Origin of the sequence: Mycobacterium sp. E1386 (genome assembly GCF_001672745.1) — a bacterium.
GTDB lineage: Bacteria > Actinomycetota > Actinomycetes > Mycobacteriales > Mycobacteriaceae > Mycobacterium.
Map to the genome: position 1 here is coordinate 21025 of NZ_LZKH01000173.1, position 19060 is coordinate 40084.

The window sequence follows — 19060 nt, forward strand, 5'->3', positions numbered from 1 at the left end:
GCAAGGTGCACACCGCAACGGATCGGCTGCGCGTCCTCCGGCGGTGACCACCCCGCTGATTGATAGGACCAGACCGTGACCGCTCAACCATTCACCGCCACCGTCACCGGCTCCCCCCGTATCGGGCCAAAACGCGAACTCAAGCGCGCCACCGAGGGCTACTGGGCCGGGCGCACCAGCCGATCGGAGCTGGAATCCGTTGCCGCCACGCTGCGCCGAGACATGTGGGCCGGCCTCGCCGCCGCCGGCCTGGACTCGATACCGGTGAACACCTTCTCCTATTACGACCAGATGCTGGACACGGCGGTGATGCTGGGCGCCCTGCCGTCCCGGGCCGCGCAGGCATCCGACGATCTGGACCGCTACTTCGCCGCCGCGCGCGGCAACTCCGACGTCGCGCCGCTGGAGATGACCAAGTGGTTCGACACCAACTACCACTACCTGGTTCCCGAGATAGAGCCCGCGACCACGTTCTCGCTCAACCCCGACAAGGTGCTCTCCGAGCTGAAAGAAGCTCTCGGGCAAGGGATTCCCGCCCGCCCGGTCGTCATCGGACCGATCACCTTCCTGCTGTTGAGCAAGGCGGTCAACGGCGGTAATGCTCCGATCGAGCGGCTACAGGAGTTGATGCCGATCTACTCGGAGTTGTTGTCCTTGCTCGTCGACAACGGTGCGCAGTGGGTGCAATTCGACGAGCCCGCGTTGGTGACCGACATCTCCGCCGATGCTCCGGCCCTGGCCGAGGCCACGTACAGCGCGCTGGGCAAGGCTGGCAACCGCCCCGCCATCTACGTCGCCACCTATTTCGGCGACCCCGGCGCCGCCCTGGCCGGGCTGGCCCGCACCCCCGTCGAGGCGATCGGCGTCGACCTGGTGTACGGCCCCGACACGGCGGTGGCGGGCATACCGGAATTGGCCGGCAAGACCCTGGTGGCCGGAGTCGTCGACGGGCGCAACGTCTGGCGCACCGACCTGGAGGCGGCGCTCGTCAAGTTGGCTAAGCTGCGGGATTGCGCTGCGAGAGTGGCGGTCTCGACCTCCTGCTCGACGATGCACGTGCCGTACTCACTGGAACCGGAAACCGATCTGGACGACGCGCTGCGCAGCTGGCTGGCGTTCGGCCAGGAGAAGGTCGCCGAGGTGGTGACGCTCGCGCGCGCACTGCGCGACGGACGCGATGCCGTCGCCGATGCGATCGCGGCGTCCAATGCCGCGGTGGCCTCCCGCACGAGCGATCCGCGGCTGCACAACGACCGGCTACGCGAACGCATCGACTCGATCGTCGCGTCGGGCACCCACCGTGGCGACGCCGCGGGGCGCCGGGCCAGCCAGGACGAGCGGCTGCACCTGCCGCCGCTGCCGACCACGACCATCGGCTCCTACCCGCAGACCTCCGCGATCCGCAAGGCGCGCGCCGCGCTGCGCTCCGGCGAGATCGACCAGGCGGAATACGAGAAGCGGATGAAGAAGGAAATCGCCGACGTGATCAAGCTGCAGGAGGAACTCGGGCTCGACGTGCTGGTGCACGGCGAGCCGGAGCGCAACGACATGGTGCAGTACTTCGCCGAGCAGCTGGAGGGCTTTTTCGCCACGCAGAACGGGTGGGTGCAGTCGTACGGCAGCCGCTGCGTGCGGCCGCCGATCCTGTACGGCGACGTGATTCGCACCCACCCGATGACCGTCGAGTGGATCAAGTACGCGCAGTCGTTGACCGACAAGCCGGTGAAGGGCATGCTGACCGGCCCGGTCACCATCCTCGCGTGGTCGTTCGTCCGCGACGATCAGCCGCTGGCCGACACCGCCAACCAGGTTGCGCTGGCCATCCGGGACGAGACCGTGGACCTGGAGTCGGCCGGCATCGCGGTCATCCAGGTCGACGAGCCGGCGCTGCGCGAGCTGCTGCCGCTGCGCCGCGCCGATCAGGAGGACTACTTGCGTTGGGCCGTAGGGTCTTTCCGGCTGGCCACCTCCGGCGTCGCCGACGCCACGCAGATCCACACGCACCTGTGCTACTCGGAGTTCGGTGAGGTGATCGGGGCGATCGCCGACCTGGACGCCGACGTGACGTCGATCGAGGCGGCACGTTCACACATGGAGGTGCTGGACGACCTCAACTCGATCGGCTTCTCCAACAGCGTCGGCCCCGGCGTCTACGACATCCACTCGCCGAGGGTGCCGAGCACCGCCGAGATGGCTGAGTCCTTGCGCGCGGCGCTGAGAGCCGTTCCGGCGGAACGGCTCTGGGTCAACCCCGACTGCGGGCTGAAGACGCGCAACTCCGACGAAGTCACCGCGTCGCTGAAGAACATGGTCGCCGCCGCGCGGGAGGTGCGGGCGGGGGCTTAGCGTTCCGCGAGCGTAACCGCACCGCGCTTTTCACGCGGTTATTTCGCAGTGCGGTTACGCTCGCGAACCTATCCCGACAGCACCTCGACGGGGACGTCGTCGGCCCACGGTTGCCGGGTCACCATGTCGGCGACCCGGACGATGCCGCGCTCGAACTCGCCCGTCGCCGCGTCCACCAGCCGATAGGCCTGGGTCTGCTTGTGGATGGGCTGCGCGTCGAGCAGGACCACTCGCACCTCGCCCGGCGCGAAGTGGCAGCGCTCCTGCAGGGCGGCGATCAGCTGTTCGTTGTGCATGTGGCCGTCGCCGAAATTCCAGCCGATGGCGGTGCTGCAGATGCGCTCGCCGTCGGTCAGGACGTAGTCGTCCTCGTTCTGGCCCGCCATCGCGCGGTGCGCGAGCGTGAACAAGGCACGGCCGTGAGTGTTGAACCCGCGGAAGGCATATCCCATATAGAGCGGGATTTGCGCGGCCTCCGGGCTGCCGTAGAACCGCTCCAGCTGGGCCTGCGGCATGCTCGCGATCGCCACGATGCCGCGGGTGATCTTGTCGGTGGCCGAGGGCTTGATGCACCACAGCGTGGTGTCCCAGTTGCCGGCGTAATACCGCATCCCCGGCAGGAACGAGATCTTGCGCGGAAACATGTTGCCCAGCAGGACGATTCCTGCGATGACGACGAACAAGATCGCCACCACCACGGGGTGCCTCAGGTCGCGCAGACCGAGGCGGGCGTGCGCGACGAACAACGACAGCACCCCGAAGATCATGAAGACGTTCCACTCCAGCGGGACGCCCATGGGGATCGACACCAGGATGCCCAGGTGGAAACAGACCATGACTATGGCGGCAACCGTGATGGGCCAGCCGCCGTGGCAGAAGAACAGCGGCAGCGGCACCAGCATTTCGATCGCCGTGCTGAGGTGCGCCACCCACCGCGACAACCGCCCGGGCCGCAGATCGTCCGGGAACTTCTCGAAGAACTGCCGCTTCAGCCACCGGGGCCGCACCAGCGGGTTGTTGGACATCATCGTGGAGATCACGAACGGGAAGTGCTTGTTGAGCTTCGACGTCGCGGCGCCCATCCAGATGACCAGGAACACCACCTTGGACCCGATGATCATGTCGGGCGCACCGAAGAGGAAGGTGACCGCCATCGTCGCGTACACCTCGCCGCGGGCGGCCAGGAAGATCACCTTGTCGCGCAGCCCGAGCACGCCGAGCAGCAGCAGGATGAGGACGATCTTCCAGACGGGCAGCAGCCCGATCGTGGTGCCCAACTCGGGCATCGGTCCGGTACCGTCGGCGAACAGCGCCGCGAAAGTCACCAGCAGGAACAGCGCGTACAGCGCGACATCAATCGGCTTGCGCTTAGTGCCCGCGGTAAGCGGGACCCGGTCCGGCCAGGGTGGCAGTCGGATGGTGCCGAACCGCATCCAGTACAGGATCGAGCCCATCGGCGGGAAGAACCGGTTGTTCAGCGGCCCGAAGCCGCAACCGAGCCCGATCACTTCGAACAGCATCGTGTAGAGCACGACCTTCTCGAAGACGATCGGCTCCGACCACCACGACGCGACGTGGGTGAACCCACCCAGGCCCCTGGTGGCCGAGGCGAACAGCCACGCGAAGAGGATGTAGAGCAGGATTTTGACGACGTAGAACAGGTGCAGCGCGACCGGCGTGCCGAAGCCGACCTCGGCCCAGTGCCTGGCCATCGGGCGGATCTTTTCGCTACGGGTGCCCTTGTTCCACTCGGCCATGTCGAGCTGCGGCAGCTCGGGCTTGAGAAATCCCATGGTGGTCAGATTAGAACGTGTTCTAGGCGCGCGTGACCCAAGCCCGGCAAGAAGGCTTTGCCTGCGACGACGCCCCCGGATAGCGTGAAACCGGATCGGCGCGGCCCCTAGGAGGCGTCCACCATGACCAGGTTTCAAATTCTCATATCGGCCGCAGCGCTGGCGGCGTTCGTCAGTGCCGTGCCCGTCGCCCGCGCCGACGCGCCCGCGCCCGGTGATGCCTGCACGGTCCTGCATGCGACCACCCAGGATGCCAACAACAGGACGATGTGGTGCAACCCCACGATGACGGGCACCCACGACCTGGTGTGGCAATACGGCGGGCCCGCCCCCAGCCCCTAGCTCGCCCGCGCTTTCCGGGTGAGCCGAGGGCGGGAACCACGTGAAATTACCGCGCTGGACGCACACTGAAAACCGTTTGTGCACAAGCGATTTCACTCACGAAAGAGTCCCGGCGGCGTCACCGGCGCCCGCCCGAGCGCCCGCGGATCAACCGTCACGTTGAGCGCGCCGAGATCGCCCGACCGCAGATCGGCGAGCGCGTCCACGGTGGAGAGAAACCGTTCCCGCTCGGCCGGTTCCACCACGTCGCCGGCGAGCTCGGTGAACTTCTGCACGTACTGCGGACGCCGGAAGGGCCGGGCGCCCAGCGGATGGGCGTCGGCGACGGCCAGCTCGTCGACGATCACTTCCCCGCTCTTCAGCGTGACCTCGGCGCGTGCCCCGAACGCCTTCTCGGCGGGATCCGTCGCGTGGTAGCGGCGGGTCCATTCCGGATCCTCCACCGTCGAGATCTTGTGCCACAGCTCGACGGTGTCGGGCCGGTGGGCCCGCTCGGCAGCGTAGGAGCGTTCGTGGTGCCAGCTGCCGTCCTGCAGCGCAACGGCGAAGATGTAGGGCAGCGAGTGGTCGAGCGTCTCCCGCGACGCGTCCGGATCGAACTTCTGCGGATCCCCGGAGCCCGTTCCGATGACTACATGGGTGTGGTGGCTGGTGTGCAGTACGACCCTCGCGATCTCACCGAGGTCGCGGATGCGCTCGCGTAACCGTCGGGCCAGGTCGATCGGCGCCTGGCTCTGGTATTCGGCCGAGTGCTCCTTGGTATAGCTGTCCAGAATCGCGCGCTTCGGCTCGCCGGGAGCGGGCAGCGGCACGCGGTATTCACGTTCGGGCCCACCCAGCAGCCTGGCGATCACCCCGTCCTCGCCCTCCCAGATGGGCGCCGGAGATCCCTCGCCGCGCATCGCCCGATCGACGGCCTCGATCGCGACCTTGCCGGAGTGGGCCGGGGCGAAGGCCTTCCAACTGGAGATCAGCCCCTTGCGGGATTGGCGGGTGCTGGTGGTCAGGTGCAGCGCCTGCCCGACCGCCTGGTAGATCGTCTCGGTGTCCAACCGCAGCATGGTCCCGATGCCAGCCGCCACGGACGGCCCCAGATGCGCGACATGGTCGATCTTGTACTCGTGCAGGCAGATTCCGCGGGCCAGGTCGATCTGTATCTCGTAGGCGGTGGCCAGGCCGCGGATCAGGTCGGCGCCGGGCAGGCCCAGCTGCTGGGCGACAGCGACCAGCGGGGGGATGTTGTCACCCGGGTGGGAGTACTCGGCGGCCAAAAACGTGTCGTGGAAGTCGAGTTCGCGCACCGCGACGCTGTTGGCCCAGGCCGCCCACTCGACCGAATAGGTTCCGTCGACGCCGAAAACCCTGGCCCCGCAGCGCACGGGACGGGCCAGCGCCTGTTGTCGCGCCACGGTGACGGGCCGGCGCAGCACGGCGGCGGCGCTCACCGCCGCGTTGTCGATGATCCGGTTCGCCACCATCTCCGCGGTTTCCGGTTCGACGGCAACCAGGTCGGCGGCGACTTCGGCGATCTTGGCGGCGAGGTGTTCGGGACGGGGAAAGTCGTCGGAGCTGCGCCGTGTCCGAACCGTATGCACCAACACAAATTGGCACCCTATGGGTGGCGATAATGCGTGCGGAAATCTGCGTGAACCCGCTCCTGCCGATGCCGCCGGCGGTGTAATTTGCTGCTGGGTGGGGCATAGGTTGAGGAGCCAGCCATGTCAGAGGTCGACTATTGCGTGGTCGGAGCGGGATTCGCGGGATTGACGGCCGCCCTGCGGTTGAAGCGGGCGGGTCATTCGGTGGCCTTGCTGGAGGCGCGCGACAGGGTCGGCGGCCGCACCTTCACCGAGTACCGCCCCGACGGTACGTGGATCGATCGCGGCGGCGCATGGATCGGACCGGGCCAGGACCGGATCTACGCGCTGATGGACGAGTTCGGCGTCTCCGAGTACAAGCAGCACAACGACGGCGACGCCATGATGATCGTCGACGGCAAGAAGCACCGCTACGGCGGCACCGTCCCCTGGACGATGAGCCCATGGGCGGTCGCCAACCTCGGCGTCGGTTTGCTGTCGATCGAGAAAATGGCCAAATCGCTTCCGTGCGAGGCGCCTTGGGACGCCAAACACGCCGACGAGTGGGACCGCATCAGCCTGGGCGAGTGGATCGAGCAGAACACCATGTCCAAGCAGGCCCGCGAAATGCTGGACATGGCTTTTGCCGGCCTCTACACCTCGGCGGCGTCAGAGACGTCCTTGCTGTGGGGGTTGTTGCAGACGGCGTCCGCGGGCGGGCTGACGTTCGCGATTTCGGGGAAGGGCGGCTCCCAGGACGCCCGCCCGGTCGGGGGAATGGGCGCGATTTACGGTCCCATCGCGGCCGAATTGGGTGACGCGGTGCACCTTTCGCAACCGGTCCGGCAAATCGCCCAGGACTCCGACGGCGTGACGGTGACCGCCGCCGACCTGACGGTGCGCGCCCGGCGAGTCATTGTGGCGATCCCGCTGGCGATCGCCGCCTCGATCGTCTACGAGCCGTTGCTGCCGGTGGATCGGGCGATGCTGCACCATCGGATGCCGAGCGGCGCGGTGATCAAGACGTCGATCATCTACGACGAGCCGTTCTGGCGCGCCGACGGGCTGTCGGGTCAATCGGCCGCACCGGGATCCCCGGCCACCCTGACGATCGACGCCTGCACGGACACCGGTGACCCCGGCGTCATGTGCGTCATCACCGAAGGGCCCGCGGCGCGGCGGCTGACCAAGCTCAACGAGGCCGAGCGCAGAGCGGCGCTCGTCGGTGAGCTGGTGGACCGGTTCGGTGAGAAGGCGAGGACGCCGCAGGAGTACCACGAGCAGAACTGGACCGTCGAGCGCTACTCCGGCGGGGGGATGATCAGCCACGCCCCGACCGGCGTGCTGACCGAATTCGGTTACACCCTGCGCGAGCCCTGCGGCCGAATCCACTGGGCGGGGACGGAAAGCTCGGCCGTCATGTGCGGGTGGATCGACGGCGCGATCCGCTCCGGTGAGCGCGCGGCGACCGAAGTGCGGGAGGCCGAGACAGCGGCGGTCGCCTAGCCGGCCACTTCTGGTTCAGGGCCCGCGGTTTGGATGTAACGTCGCACTGGCTGGCCGACCAGCGGCACGGGGGGAGGAGACACTGTGGGCTTCTTCAGGAAGAAAAGTCACTCCGCACAAGCTCTCAGTGCGGAAAAGGTCTACTACTCCACCCCTTTTGGCAACACTAAAGACGGCAGACAAAAGGCTTTCTTACTAGGACGCGGCGAAATGCAGTTCTTCCCGGTGTTCCGCAGCAGGGAGTCGCTTATCGACTTCTTTGAGAAGATGAATCGTGCGGGCTACATGATTCTCGAGGGAGACGTACAGAGTGTCCTCGAAACTAATCGCTCGATCGAGCTGATGAAGGACGTCGCCATCGTGATTGAGCCCCTGAGCGAAAATCCCGTTGAGATCATGCCCAACTCATGACAGAAATCGGCGGCTGAATGGATCGAGGGGGAACCGTTGCGTACCAGGGTAATTGATGTAGTGGCCGTCGTGGCGGCCATCGCGTCGGCCGCACTGACTCTTCTGCCATGGGTCGATGTCAGCCCGTTGGGCCTGCCCATTCGCTGGAATGGTCTGGGCATCTACATCGGCGAGCACGGCGATCACTATGGTGGCCTGTTCACCGGCCTGGTCAACGGCACGCCGGGGTGGGTCGTACTGATCGCCTCGATTGCCGCCGGCGGCGCGCTGCTTGGCGCGAGCCGAGTGCGGGTGCTCGGATTCGTGGCGTGCGGATGCGCGGTCGTCGCATTCCTCAGCGCCGTCTTGTGTCTGGCGTATCCGGCCGTACTCGCCGGCGACGCCAAGAACGAATTAGGCATATCCGTGGTCCCCGACCGGCAAGTGCTGAACTCCTGGGCGTTGATCGCCGAAGCCGCCTCCACCGGCGTACTGGTGGTATGCGCCACGCTTATCGTTGCCAAAAGGAAGAGGGCTGTCAGCGAACCATCCACTCCGCAGGTGAACCGGCAGAGCTGACCTTGGCCGCGGTATCAAAGTCGAGACACATCGCTACGGATAGCGCGACTTCAAGTGCGCTCGGCGTCCGCGATCCCGGTAAGCCGCTCATCCCGCAGGACTCACACCGCTATCCATCGGAACACCCGGAGCGCTGGCATCAGTCAGTCGCGCCAGCGGATAGAAGTACTCGCCGCGGCCATCGCACGTCGGCGCGGTCGGTCGCCAGCTAACCGGCCTGCTTAGCGGGAGGACGGTAGAAGATCACCAGCTGGCCGAGCGCTCCGGCCAGGCCGAGCACGACAGAGATGAGTAAGCCGCGCCAGCCGTCCATCCAGTTGTGCCCGAACACGACGTAGTCCAGGCTCAGCTTTCCGGCGCCCAGGGTGGCGACGACCACGGCGCTGACCGCCAGGACCAGGTTGTACTCCCAGCCCTCCTTGACGATGAAGAAGCCGTTGACGCGGTGCACCGTCCAGGCCGCGACCAGCATCAACGACACGAAGCCGGCGGCGGGGATCGGGGTGAGCAGACCGGCGGCCAGGCCCAACCCGGCGGCCATCTCGGTCGTGGCAGCCACGGTGGCGTGGAACTTGCCCGGCTTCATGCCGATGCTTTCGAACCACCGCGCGGTGCCCGGGATGCGGCCGCCACCGAAGAACTTGTTGTAGCCATGCGCGGCCAACGTCACGCCCAACACCAGCCGCAAGATCAGTAACCCGACGTCGTAGGGAGTCATACCTGCAAACCTAGATCATCGGGCGGACCGGATAACAGGACCGCCGAGCAGCTAACTCCCGCGGCGCGTGTGGGAACATTGCGGACGTTCCGACATTGGCCGATCGGCAGCCGACCAGAAGGGGGTGCACCACGGCTCGTATCGCACGAGGCAGCGGCGCTCCCTGTGGCGCGTCTAGCGCCTCGCCTGACGGGCATTCCGTGGTGTTACTGGACGGCACGGCCAGTCATCCGCGGGCGCTGCTGGGCAACAAGGGCCACGGCATCGAGGTGATGCACCGCCACGGTCTGCCGGTGCCGCCCGCCTTCTGCATCACCACCGAGGTGGGGCTGCGGTACCTCGCCGACCCCGGGGCCACCATCGACGCGATCTGGGCCGACGTGCTGGACCGGATGAGCTGGCTGGAGGCGCAGACTTCGCGCACGTTCGGTCGGGGCCCGCGTCCGCTGCTGGTCAGCGTGCGCTCGGGGGCCACCCAGTCGATGCCGGGCATGATGGACACGATCTTGGACCTCGGCATGAACGATGATGTCGAGCAGGCGCTCGCCGCCGCCGGCGCCGCCGCGTTCGCCCGCGACACGCGCCGGCGGTTCGACCGCATGTATCGGCGCATCGTCGGATTGGACGAACAAGAATCGGCGCCCGCCGACCCCTATGCGCAGCTACGCGCCGGCATCGAGGCGGTGTTCGCCTCGTGGAACTCGCCCCGGGCCCTCGCCTACCGCGCCCATTCCGGCGGCGACGATCAGAGCGGCACGGCTGTCGTCGTGCAGGCGATGGTGTTCGGCAACCACGGCCCCGATTCCGGTGCGGGCGTTCTCATTTCACGCAATCCCGTCACCGGCGACCGCACACCGTTCGGCGAATGGCTACCCGGCGGACAGGGTGACGACGTGGTGTCCGGGTCGGTCGACGTCGAGCCGGTCACCGCCCTGCGCGAAGAGCAGCCGGCCGTCTACGACGACTTGATGGACGCCGCCCGCAGATTGGAGCGACTCGGGTCCGACGTTCAAGAGATCGAGTTCACCGTCGAAGACGGCAAACTCTGGCTGCTGCAGACACGGGGCGCGGAGCGGTCGGCGCAGGCAGCGGTGCGCCTCGCATTACAGCTGCGGCACGAGGGGCTCATCGACGACGCGGAGACGCTGAGACGGGTGACCCCGGCGCACGTACAAACTCTGCTGCTACCGGCATTACAGCCGGAAATACGTTTGTCGGCAAGACTTCTGGCCAAGGGATTGCCGGCCTGCCCGGGCGTCGCGTCGGGCAGGGCATACACCGACGTCGACGAGGCGCTCGATGCCGCCGAGCGAGGTGAGCCGGTGATCCTGGTGCGCGATCACACCCGGCCGGAAGACGTCTCCGGCATGCTCGCCGCGCAAGGCATCGTCACCGAGGTCGGCGGGGCGGCCAGCCACGCGGCGGTGGTCAGCCGCGAACTCGGCCGGGTGGCTGTGGTGGGTTGTGGCCCTGGGGTCGCCGCATCCCTGGCCGGCAAGCTGATCACCGTCGACGGCGCGAAAGGCGAAGTGCGCGAGGGCAACCTGAGCCTGTCCGCGTGGTCCGAAAGCGATACACCCGAACTGCGGGAGTTGGCCGACATCGCCCGACGGCTCAGCCCGCTGCGCGCCCACACCTCTGGCGGCCACATGCGGCTGGATGACGCCACCGACGACGCGGTCGCGGAGGCGATGAAACGCGGACACACCGACGTCGTTTCGGCCACCCCGCTGATCGTCATGCTGACCGCGCTGCGGCTCGCGGGCGAGACCACGCCATGACCGAATTGGCGGTGTTGCAAGCGGTTCGGCTGAAGGGCCGGCTACGTCCCGCCGAGCTTGCCGCGACACTCAACGAAGACCTCGCCGACGTGACGGCCGTCGTCGAACAGTTGACCGCGGCAGGCCTACTGGTCAACGAGGCGACCGTGCGGATCACCCCCGCCGGGCGCGACCGGCTCGCGACGCTACTGGCCGAGGAGCGCAGCGGTGCCGACCGGGCGGCGCTGGCCGCCGCCTACGACGACTTTCGGCCCGTCAACGCCGATTTCAAATCCTTGGTCACCGACTGGCAGCTCAAGGGCGGTCCCGACGGCACCCCGAACGCGCACGACGACGCGGAATACGACGCGGCGGTGCTGGCCCGCCTCGACGATTTGCATGCGCGGGTGCTGCCCATCATCGAGTCGGTCGCGGCGCAGCTGCCGCGGCTGAACGCATACCCGGCGAAACTGGTTGCGGCGCTGGGCAAAGTGCGGGCAGGCGAGACGGCATGGCTGACCAGGCCGCTCATCGATTCTTACCACACCGTGTGGTTCGAGCTGCACGAGGAGCTGATCTCCGCCGTCGGCCTCACGCGGGAGGAAGCCGCCCGATCCGGTGACGCGCAGTAGCTACAACACCGCGTCGAGAAGCCGCACGTAGGCATCGATGTCGGGGACGGCCGACTCGGCGGCGTGCACGCTGACCGCGATGGTGTCGCCGATGCCGTGCACGCCATGCGTCAGCCCCATCACCGGCGACAGCGCCGGGTAGCCGGCCGTCAGGACCACCCGGGTTCCGCCGAAGGTCAGATCGGCCGGCCCGCGGTACACGCTGGACAACACGGTGTTGCCGGATACCTGCTCGGGGCGGACATCGAAATCGAATTGGGCTACGCCCCAACGTAAGAGGGCTGCGGGTACCGCCGCGAAGGCTCGGTCGGCGTAACGCGTGGCCGGATGCGCGAAGCGGCGCCGGCCGTTGGCCAGCTCCGCCGCGATCCGCTCGGCGCGGGCTTCCCACCCCAGCTTCGGATACAGACCCACCGTGACGTTACCGAAGTGGTTATACGCATGCGCGACACCGGGTTTGGCCATCGGAACCTCGGCGCCCAGCGTATCGGCGGCGTCGCCCAGCAACTCGTAGAGCGCCGCGGATATCGCCGTCAGCGCGCCCACCGTGACAGTAGGGCCGCGCAACTGCGAGCGGTGCCGCACCAGCGTGCGCACCGACCGGGCCGCGCCAGGCCGCGCATTCGTCGGCAGCAGTGGCCGGGGATCTGCCTTGGCGGTCAGCAGACCCGCGCGAGTGTCGCACTCCAACTGCCGATGGGCGCGAGCCGCCTGCGCGGCTCGCCACGGCAAGAATCCGGCCCGCAGCCGCCGCACCCCGGGCACGTGGTCCGGCCGGCCGAAGAGCCAACCCGCCATCGCGGAGGCTCGGGCCCCGTCGGCCAGCGCGTGCGCGACCTGCATTACGGCCACGCTCCCCGGTCCGGTCACGCCCGGGATGCCCAGCACCGCGCTGAAGACATGCAGCCGCCAGGGCATCCGGCGCACGTCCAGCTGGTCGCCGGCAAGGGCGACGACGGCGGCCAGGCAGCCGGCCCAGCTGCGGTCCTCGAGGTCGTGGCGGACGACCTGGTCGGGCGTGACGGCCGCGGGAACCCACTGCGGATACACGAGCGGGCCGCGATCCCGCAGCCGCAGCGCCAGCTCCGGATCCTCGCTGGCCCGCCGGCGGAGTTGCTCAATGACGTGGGCGTAGTCGACGGGCTCGCCGTCGAACGCGTAGAGCAAGAACTCGTCGTTGGGAATCTTGGCCGACATCCAGTAGAACTGCGCATCGACAGCGGCCAACCGCTGCGGCGCCATTCAGCCGGGTGAGCCGATGAACCCGAGGATCAGGTCGGCGACCTTGTCGGGCTGCTCGAGCTGCAGGAAGTGCCCAGCGTGATCCACGATCGCCATCTCGCTGCCCGGCGGCAACACCTTCTCCGCCCAGCGGGCGAAAGCCGATGTCATGCAGCCGTCGTCGCGGCCATGCAGGTACAGGCACGGCCACACCGGCTCCGCTGTCCACAGCTCGTTCAGTTCGGCATACTGCGCCGGCGGCCGGGTGTTGCGGATCGTGGCGCGGTACGGTCCGAGCGCCGCACGCCAGCTCTCCGGCGTCCCGATCGCCGCGTCGACGTGGCGCAGATCCTCGTCGGCACGATAGCCCGGTGACCACCGCCGCCACAGCAGCGGCAGCACCCAGGACGCGGAATGCTCTGGCAACAAGGGCAATTGGAAGTACATGATGTACCAGCTGCGCAGCAGTTGACGCGCCAGTTGGCCGGCCAGCCGTCCGCGCTCCGCCGCGCCTGCCTTGCGGCGGAAGGCCGCGGACGGCGGCACCGACATGATCACGGCCTTGGTGAACGGGCTGTCGGGCATGGCGGCCAGACCGGTGGTGGCGATCGCACCCCAGTCGTGGCCGATCACCACGTCACCGTCGGTGCCGCCGGCTGCCGAGCGCACCCGCAAGGCGTCGTCCATCATTGCGCCGACGTGATAGCTGCCGTCGGCCGGGATCGACGACGGCGCGTATCCGCGCATGAAGGGGGCCACCACCCGCCAGCCGGACTCGACGAGCCGGGGAGCGATCTTGCGGAACCCGTAGGGCGTGTCGGGGAAGCCGTGCAGGCACAAGGCGATGGGGCCACCGCGTGGCCCCCAGGTGAGTGCCTTCAGGTCCCCCGCAGGGCTGGGCACGTCGATCCAGCCTGGTTCACCCATGTCCACTCCCTGCTCGGCGCGTCCGCACGGACCAACCTAACGCGTGCGGGCCCGCGACGCACCGACCGCATGCCCCAAGCGGTCAAAGCGGTGCTGCCACAGGGAGTTTCGCTAAACCTGCGCGGCGGCCCGATCCAAATCGGCGATGACGATCTTTCGCATGCCATACATCGCTTGGGTGGCGGCCGCCGCGCGTGCCCGGTCGGGGTCGCTGATCAGCTCGTAGAGCCGGTCCGGGACGATCTGCCAGCTGAGGCCGAAGCGGTCCTTGCACCAACCGCACTGCGATTCCTCGCCGCCGTCGGTCAACCGCTCCCAGTAGTAGTCGACCTCGTCCTGGTCCTTGCAGTGGATGGTGAACGACACCGCTTCGGTGAAGTGGAAGTGCGGGCCGCCGTTGATGCCGATGAACCGGGTGCCGTCCAGCACGAAGCTGCCGGACAGGACGGTGCCCGGCTCGCCCGGTCCGGCCTCCGTGGTTCGGTTGAGGCCCTCGATGTGAGAGTTCGGGAAAATCGAGGTGTAGAACCTGGCCGCCTCCTCCAGGTCATGGTCGAACCACAGCGACGGGGTGATCGATGGCATAGGCCCGGGTCTCCTTTTTGATCGTTGGTGTTGTCACTGGGTAGACCCCGGCCAGCGGGAAAACTCATCGCGTCGCCGACCCGCGAGACGGTGCTTAAGCCCCCTATGTAACGTCAGGTCGCATGAGCACCGTCAGCAGCCTCCCTCAGACGGTCGAGTTTTCCGGTGTCGGCGGCATCACCCTGGTCGCCGACGAATGGAATGGCGGGACCGACGGCGCGGGGCGCCCGAGCGTCCTCATGCTGCACGGTGGCGGCCAGAACCGGCATTCCTGGAAAAACACCGGCCAAACGCTCGCCGACGAGGGCTTGCACGTCGTCGCAGTCGACAGCCGGGGACACGGTGACAGCGATCGCGCACCCAATGCCGACTACGACGTCGAGACCCTGACCGCCGATGTCTTGAAGGTGATCGAGGCGATCGGCCGGCCGGTGATGATCATCGGCGCGAGCATGGGCGGGCTGACCGGCATCCTCGCCGCCCACCGGGCGGGGCCCGCGGTGGTGACCCGACTGGTCCTCGTCGACGTGGTGCCCCGATTCGAGAAGGGCGGCAGCGCCCGCATTCGCGACTTCATGATCAGCGGCCTCGACGGTTTCGACTCCCTGGAGGAGGCCGCCGACGCCGTCGCCGCCTACCTCCCATACCGGGACAAGCCGCGCAGCCCCGAGGGCCTGAAGAAGAACCTGCGCCTGCGCGAGAACGGCCGCTGGTACTGGCACTGGGACCCGGCGTTCATGACCAAGCCCGGCGACGATCCCGAGCTGCGCACCGAGAAGTTCGAGCAGGCGGCGAAGAGCCTCTCGATTCCCGTCCTACTGATCCGCGGGAAGCTATCCGACGTGGTGAGCCCCGAGGGCGTCCGGCATTTCCTGGCCAGCGTGCCCCGCGCGGAGTTCGTCGAGCTGTCCAACGCCGGGCACACCGCGGCCGGCGACGACAACGACGCGTTCAGCGACGCCGTGGTGAAGTTCGTCAAGCGGCACTGATTGGCCGCGATCCGCGTCCCGATGGCGGCGACCCGCATCGCCCGGCTCCGCCGCGCTCGCGATCGCCGCTAGTTCGCCGGCTTCTCGGCGTGCCCGCCGAACTGCTTGCGCATCGCCGACAGCGCCTTGTTCGCGAAGTCATCGAGTGAGCGCGAGGCGAAGCGGGACTGCAGCGCGGTCGTCAGTACCGGCGAAGGGACGCCCTCGTCGATCGCCGCGATGGCGGTCCACCGGCCTTCCCCGGAGTCGGAGACTCGCCCGGAGAACTCCTTGAGGTCGGGCGAATCGTGCAGCGCGATCGCGGTCAGGTCCAGCAGCCAGGAGCCGATGACGCTGCCGCGGCGCCATACCTCGGCGACCTCGGGGATGTCGAAGTCGTACTGGTAGAACTCCGGATTCGACAGCGGCGCCGTTTCCGCGTCGCCCTCTTGCACCTGCTTGCCAATGTCGGCACCGCGCAATATGTTCAGCCCCTCGGCGAGGGAGGCCATCATGCCGTACTCGATGCCGTTGTGCACCATCTTGACGAAGTGCCCGGCGCCGGACGGACCGCAGTGCAGGTATCCCTTTTCCGACCGCGCGACCTCGCCGTCACGCCCCGGCGTACGCGGTGCCGCTTCCACTCCGGGAGCGACAGAGGCGAAGATGGGTTCGGCGTGCAGGAAAGCCTCGTCGTCGCCGCCGATCATCAGGCAGTAGCCGCGTTCCCGGCCCCACACGCCGCCGCTGGTGCCGCAGTCCAGTAGGTGAATACCCTTCTCCGACAGCGTCTTCGCGTGGCTGATGTCGTCGCGGTAGTACGAGTTGCCGCCGTCGATGACGATGTCGCCGGAGTCCAGGGTGTTGGCCAGCTCCTCGATGACCCCAGTCGTGATGGTCCCCGCCGGCACCATCACCCAGACCACCCGCGGAGCGGTCATCTTCTCGGCGAGCTCCTGCAGGGACGCCACCCCAGTGGTCCTCTCCTCCCCCGCCATCGCCTTGACCGCGTCCGGGTTGTGGTCGTAGACCACGCATTCGTGTCCGTCCTTGGCGACGCGGCGGACGATGTTCGCGCCCATCCGGCCGAGGCCGATCATCCCGAGCTGCATCTCTTCCTGTTCTCCTTACTGTGACGTCTGCTTGGGCAGCCACGGCTCTTGCCAGCTGCGGTGGCCGTGCAGCAGCGACTGCGCGGCCTCGGGTCCCCAGGAGCCCTGGTCGTAGTGATGGATCCGGCCTGGTTTGTCCAGCACGGGTTGCACGATCCGCCATGTCTCCTCGATGGCGTCCTCCCGGGCGAACAGCTGGCGGTCCCCGGTGAGCGCGGCGTACAGGAGCCGTTCGTAGGGGCGCACGGCTTCCCCGAGGTCCTCCGCGAACGACGAGTCCAGGTGTACGTCGTGCCATTCGTCGCCCACTTGGGCGGACAACTGCAGCCGCATCCCCGGATCGGGATCGATGCGCAGCACGATCTGGTTGGGCGCGGGCGGCCGACGGTTGGGCAGGAACGAGAATCCGGGAACGTGGTGGAGGAACATCCGCACCTCGGTGACCTTCTCCGGCAACGCTTTTCCCGCGCGCAAGAAGATCGGCACGCCCGCCCAGCGCCAGTTGTCGATCTCGGTCCGCAGCGCGATATAGGTCTCGGTTTGGGAATCCTTGGTTACCCCGTCCACGTCGGTGTAGCCGCGGTACTGGCCACGCACGCAACGCTCGGGATCCAGCGCCGGCATCGCGCGGAACACCTCGGCCTTCTTGTCGTTCAGGTCATCGGCGCTGGGGCCGACCGGGGGCTCCATCGCGACCAGCGCGAGCACCTGAAGCAGATGGTTCTGCACGACGTCACGCAGGGCACCCACCGCGTCGTAGAACTTGCCGCGGTCCTCGATGCCGAAATCCTCGGCCATGGTGATGTGAATTTCGGAAATGCTGTCCCGGTCCCACAGCTTGGCCAGCGCGTTGTTGGCGAAGCGCAGGTACTGCAGCTCTTCGACGGGTTGCTTGCCCAGGAAGTGATCCACCCGCAGGATCTGGTCCTCGTCGAGCACCGCGCGCAGCCGGGCGTTCAGGTCACGCGCAGAGGCCAGGTCGTGGCCGAACGGCTTTTCCACCGCGACGCGTGCGCACTCCAACAGGTCGGCCTTGGCGAGGTTTTCCACGATCGGCGCGAACAGGGACGGCGGCATTTCCAGGTAGTACAGCGGCCGGCAGTCCTTGCCGATCTTCTCGGCGAGCTGGCCGTAGAGCTTGTCGTCGGTGACGTCACCGTGCAGATAGGACAGCCGGCCCGCGAGCCGGTCGAACACCGCGTCGTCGAACTTCTCACCCGACGCCTTGATGGCGTCGCGGGCGCGCCCGACCAGCTTCTCGAGGGGGATGTCGTCACTGGCCACGCCGACGATCGGGATGTCCAGCATGCGGCGCGCCTCGAGCCGGTACAAGGCCCGGTACGTCATCTTGCGCGCCAGGTCTCCGGTGATGCCGAATATCACCAGCTTGTTCGAAGAGTTGTCCCCGCCGTCAGCCAAGCCCGCACCTCCGAAAGTCATCGGCTCTTCCAGACTCACTACCCGCGGCGGTCGGACCTAACACTAGACACCGCACACAGACCCGACAACCTCAAGCCACCGCGGCCTTTGGCAGGATGCTTGCGTGGGCGACGCGCTGCATATCACGGTCTACGTGCTGGCCGGCGCTGCCGCGATCGAGGCTATCGCGCTCGCCGTGGTGTCGCGGCTACTGGTCCGCAGCCGCCAGGAGATCGACGAGTTGCGGCACCGCACCGACGCCCGCAATTGGTTGCTGTCGGGCGGCCGCGAGGCTCTCAAAACGGTGTGGAACACCGCGAACGTAGTGCGCAAAGAAGGCTTCGGCGCCGCCGTGCGCAGTTCGATCGAAGACCTCGCCGACTGGGCGGAGGTGGAGCGCCCCGACCTGGCGCGGGTCACACCGGATGGCCGGGTGGTGATCCTGTTCTCCGACATCGAGGAATCCACCGCGCTCAACGAACGGATCGGTGATCGCGCCTGGGTCAAGCTGATTGGGGCGCACGACAAGCTGGTGTCGGAGCTCGTGCAGCGACGGTCTGGTCACGTGGTGAAGAGCCAGGGCGACGGGTTCATGGTGGCATTCGCCCGCGCCGACCAGGCGGTGCGGTGCGGCATCGACCTACAGCGTGCGCTACGCAAGGACGCAAAGCGCAAGCGGCACGAGGAGATTCGCGTCCGGATCGGCATCCACATGGGCCGCTCGGTGCGTCGCGGCGACGATCTGTTCGGCCGGAACGTCGCAATGGCGGCAAGGGTTGCGGCGCAGGCGGCCGGTGGTGAGATCTTGGTGAGTCAGCCGGTGCGAGATGCCCTTTCCGACAGTGACGACATCCGCTTCGACGCAGGCCGCGACGTCGAACTCAAGGGATTTTCGGGCAACTATCGGTTGTTCGCCGTCGACGTCCCGGCCGATCCCGATTCGGCCTGAAAGCCCTCGCCGTCGTATTCGGCCAGCCGCTGGTGCAGGCGGGACCGGACCTCGTCGGCCGTATAGGCGCGTCGTTTGCGTTGGTCGCGAACCACCAGCGCGCCCCCGGCGACGACACCGGCGACGCCGGCCAGCCCAAGCCATTTCCACACATTGCGCATGAACCCAGGGTATTCGCGCTGTGTTCAACTTGTGCGCTCTTGCAACTCCGAAGCCTGAGGGCGGACGTGTTCACG

At 67.5% G+C, this 19060-nt stretch carries 18 protein-coding genes; 9 read left to right on the top strand and 9 right to left on the bottom strand.

What is annotated here, in order from left to right; all coding sequences use genetic code 11:
• The first annotated feature begins 75 nt into the window (after positions 1 to 75).
• On the top strand, positions 76 to 2346 hold the full coding sequence (gene metE, locus A5709_RS17285) for a 5-methyltetrahydropteroyltriglutamate--homocysteine S-methyltransferase (protein ID WP_068007105.1): 2271 nt from the start codon (positions 76 to 78) through the stop codon (positions 2344 to 2346).
• A 68-nt stretch (positions 2347 to 2414) separates the two neighbouring features.
• Here the strand turns inward: metE and A5709_RS17290 are convergent, their stop codons facing one another.
• Complete coding sequence (locus A5709_RS17290; RefSeq protein ID WP_068007103.1) at positions 2415 to 4139, bottom strand: DUF3556 domain-containing protein; 1725 nt, start codon at positions 4137 to 4139, stop codon at positions 2415 to 2417.
• A 123-nt stretch (positions 4140 to 4262) separates the two neighbouring features.
• On the opposite strand from A5709_RS17290, the gene A5709_RS17295 reads away from it, so the two are divergent.
• A complete protein-coding gene (locus A5709_RS17295; RefSeq protein WP_067949788.1) occupies positions 4263 to 4481 on the top strand; it encodes a hypothetical protein in 219 nt (72 codons plus the stop codon).
• 92 nt (positions 4482 to 4573) lie between these two features.
• On the opposite strand, the gene prpD is transcribed toward A5709_RS17295, so the two are convergent.
• Entirely contained in the window at positions 4574 to 6082 is a 1509-nt protein-coding gene (prpD, locus tag A5709_RS17300) for a 2-methylcitrate dehydratase PrpD (RefSeq protein ID WP_082974107.1), read from the bottom strand.
• A gap of 117 nt (positions 6083 to 6199) precedes the next feature.
• Between prpD and A5709_RS17305 the strand changes: the two genes are divergently transcribed.
• The 3 genes from A5709_RS17305 to A5709_RS17315 all read left to right on the top strand — a co-directional run bounded on the left by A5709_RS17305 (position 6200) and on the right by A5709_RS17315 (position 8533).
• Positions 6200 to 7564, top strand: coding sequence for an FAD-dependent oxidoreductase (locus tag A5709_RS17305; protein WP_068007098.1), 1365 nt, complete (start codon positions 6200 to 6202; stop codon positions 7562 to 7564).
• Positions 7565 to 7648: 84 nt separating this feature from the next.
• Positions 7649 to 7975 carry a hypothetical protein gene (locus A5709_RS17310; protein ID WP_067949782.1) on the top strand — a complete coding sequence of 109 codons (327 nt, stop codon included), beginning with the start codon at positions 7649 to 7651 and terminating at the stop codon, positions 7973 to 7975.
• Between the two features lie 69 nt (positions 7976 to 8044).
• Positions 8045 to 8533 (top strand): hypothetical protein, encoded by a 489-nt coding sequence (locus A5709_RS17315; protein ID WP_231986996.1) that lies wholly within the window; start codon positions 8045 to 8047, stop codon positions 8531 to 8533.
• 208 nt (positions 8534 to 8741) lie between these two features.
• Here A5709_RS17315 and A5709_RS17320 read toward each other — a convergent pair whose 3' ends face one another.
• Complete coding sequence (locus A5709_RS17320) at positions 8742 to 9251, bottom strand: DoxX family protein (RefSeq protein ID WP_068121078.1); 510 nt, start codon at positions 9249 to 9251, stop codon at positions 8742 to 8744.
• A gap of 140 nt (positions 9252 to 9391) precedes the next feature.
• Between A5709_RS17320 and A5709_RS17325 the strand changes: the two genes are divergently transcribed.
• Both A5709_RS17325 and A5709_RS17330 read left to right on the top strand, forming a co-directional pair.
• Positions 9392 to 11032, top strand: coding sequence for a pyruvate, phosphate dikinase (locus A5709_RS17325; RefSeq protein WP_231971932.1), 1641 nt, complete (start codon positions 9392 to 9394; stop codon positions 11030 to 11032).
• A complete protein-coding gene (locus A5709_RS17330; protein WP_068007090.1) occupies positions 11029 to 11643 on the top strand; it encodes a hypothetical protein in 615 nt (204 codons plus the stop codon). Before A5709_RS17325 ends, A5709_RS17330 begins: the two co-directional genes overlap by 4 nt.
• Here the strand turns inward: A5709_RS17330 and A5709_RS17335 are convergent, their stop codons facing one another.
• The 3 genes from A5709_RS17335 to A5709_RS17345 form a co-directional block, all read right to left on the bottom strand.
• Positions 11644 to 12885: a WS/DGAT domain-containing protein gene (locus tag A5709_RS17335; RefSeq protein WP_068007087.1), complete on the bottom strand. Its 1242-nt coding sequence runs from the start codon at positions 12883 to 12885 to the stop codon at positions 11644 to 11646.
• Positions 12886 to 13791 carry an alpha/beta fold hydrolase gene (locus tag A5709_RS17340; protein ID WP_067949770.1) on the bottom strand — a complete coding sequence of 302 codons (906 nt, stop codon included), beginning with the start codon at positions 13789 to 13791 and terminating at the stop codon, positions 12886 to 12888.
• A gap of 111 nt (positions 13792 to 13902) precedes the next feature.
• The gene (locus A5709_RS17345) at positions 13903 to 14376 is read right to left on the bottom strand and encodes a VOC family protein (RefSeq protein WP_068007083.1); all 474 of its coding nucleotides are present in this window, start codon (positions 14374 to 14376) and stop codon (positions 13903 to 13905) included.
• 122 nt (positions 14377 to 14498) lie between these two features.
• Between A5709_RS17345 and A5709_RS17350 the strand changes: the two genes are divergently transcribed.
• Entirely contained in the window at positions 14499 to 15365 is an 867-nt protein-coding gene (locus A5709_RS17350) for an alpha/beta fold hydrolase (RefSeq protein ID WP_067949766.1), read from the top strand.
• A 68-nt stretch (positions 15366 to 15433) separates the two neighbouring features.
• Here A5709_RS17350 and gnd read toward each other — a convergent pair whose 3' ends face one another.
• Together gnd and A5709_RS17360 are read right to left on the bottom strand one after the other, a co-directional pair.
• Positions 15434 to 16456, bottom strand: a complete 1023-nt coding sequence (gene gnd, locus A5709_RS17355) for a phosphogluconate dehydrogenase (NAD(+)-dependent, decarboxylating) (protein ID WP_068007081.1) — start codon at positions 16454 to 16456, stop codon at positions 15434 to 15436.
• Positions 16457 to 16471: 15 nt separating this feature from the next.
• A complete protein-coding gene (locus A5709_RS17360) occupies positions 16472 to 17875 on the bottom strand; it encodes a glucose-6-phosphate dehydrogenase (RefSeq protein ID WP_068121126.1) in 1404 nt (467 codons plus the stop codon).
• 124 nt (positions 17876 to 17999) lie between these two features.
• On the opposite strand from A5709_RS17360, the gene A5709_RS17365 reads away from it, so the two are divergent.
• Positions 18000 to 18824 (top strand): adenylate/guanylate cyclase domain-containing protein, encoded by an 825-nt coding sequence (locus tag A5709_RS17365; RefSeq protein ID WP_067949762.1) that lies wholly within the window; start codon positions 18000 to 18002, stop codon positions 18822 to 18824.
• Here the strand turns inward: A5709_RS17365 and A5709_RS17370 are convergent.
• Positions 18776 to 18985, bottom strand: coding sequence for a hypothetical protein (locus tag A5709_RS17370; protein ID WP_067949760.1), 210 nt, complete (start codon positions 18983 to 18985; stop codon positions 18776 to 18778). The genes A5709_RS17365 and A5709_RS17370 overlap by 49 nt on opposite strands.
• Between the last annotated feature and the right edge of the window lie 75 nt (positions 18986 to 19060).

What these genes read in the sequence shown, in the direction of transcription:
- A5709_RS17290 (WP_068007103.1), bottom strand. Translation starts at nt 4,139, where the DNA reads ATGGGATTTCTCAAGCCCGAGCTGCCGCAGCTCGACATGGCCGAGTGG.
- A5709_RS17295 (WP_067949788.1), top strand. Translation starts at nt 4,263, where the DNA reads ATGACCAGGTTTCAAATTCTCATATCGGCCGCAGCGCTGGCGGCGTTC.
- A5709_RS17305 (WP_068007098.1), top strand. Translation starts at nt 6,200, where the DNA reads ATGTCAGAGGTCGACTATTGCGTGGTCGGAGCGGGATTCGCGGGATTG.
- A5709_RS17320 (WP_068121078.1), bottom strand. Translation starts at nt 9,251, where the DNA reads ATGACTCCCTACGACGTCGGGTTACTGATCTTGCGGCTGGTGTTGGGC.
- A5709_RS17330 (WP_068007090.1), top strand. Translation starts at nt 11,029, where the DNA reads ATGACCGAATTGGCGGTGTTGCAAGCGGTTCGGCTGAAGGGCCGGCTA.
- A5709_RS17335 (WP_068007087.1), bottom strand. Translation starts at nt 12,885, where the DNA reads ATGGCGCCGCAGCGGTTGGCCGCTGTCGATGCGCAGTTCTACTGGATG.
- A5709_RS17340 (WP_067949770.1), bottom strand. Translation starts at nt 13,791, where the DNA reads ATGGGTGAACCAGGCTGGATCGACGTGCCCAGCCCTGCGGGGGACCTG.
- A5709_RS17345 (WP_068007083.1), bottom strand. Translation starts at nt 14,376, where the DNA reads ATGCCATCGATCACCCCGTCGCTGTGGTTCGACCATGACCTGGAGGAG.
- A5709_RS17350 (WP_067949766.1), top strand. Translation starts at nt 14,499, where the DNA reads ATGAGCACCGTCAGCAGCCTCCCTCAGACGGTCGAGTTTTCCGGTGTC.
- gnd (WP_068007081.1), bottom strand. Translation starts at nt 16,456, where the DNA reads ATGCAGCTCGGGATGATCGGCCTCGGCCGGATGGGCGCGAACATCGTC.
- A5709_RS17370 (WP_067949760.1), bottom strand. Translation starts at nt 18,985, where the DNA reads ATGCGCAATGTGTGGAAATGGCTTGGGCTGGCCGGCGTCGCCGGTGTC.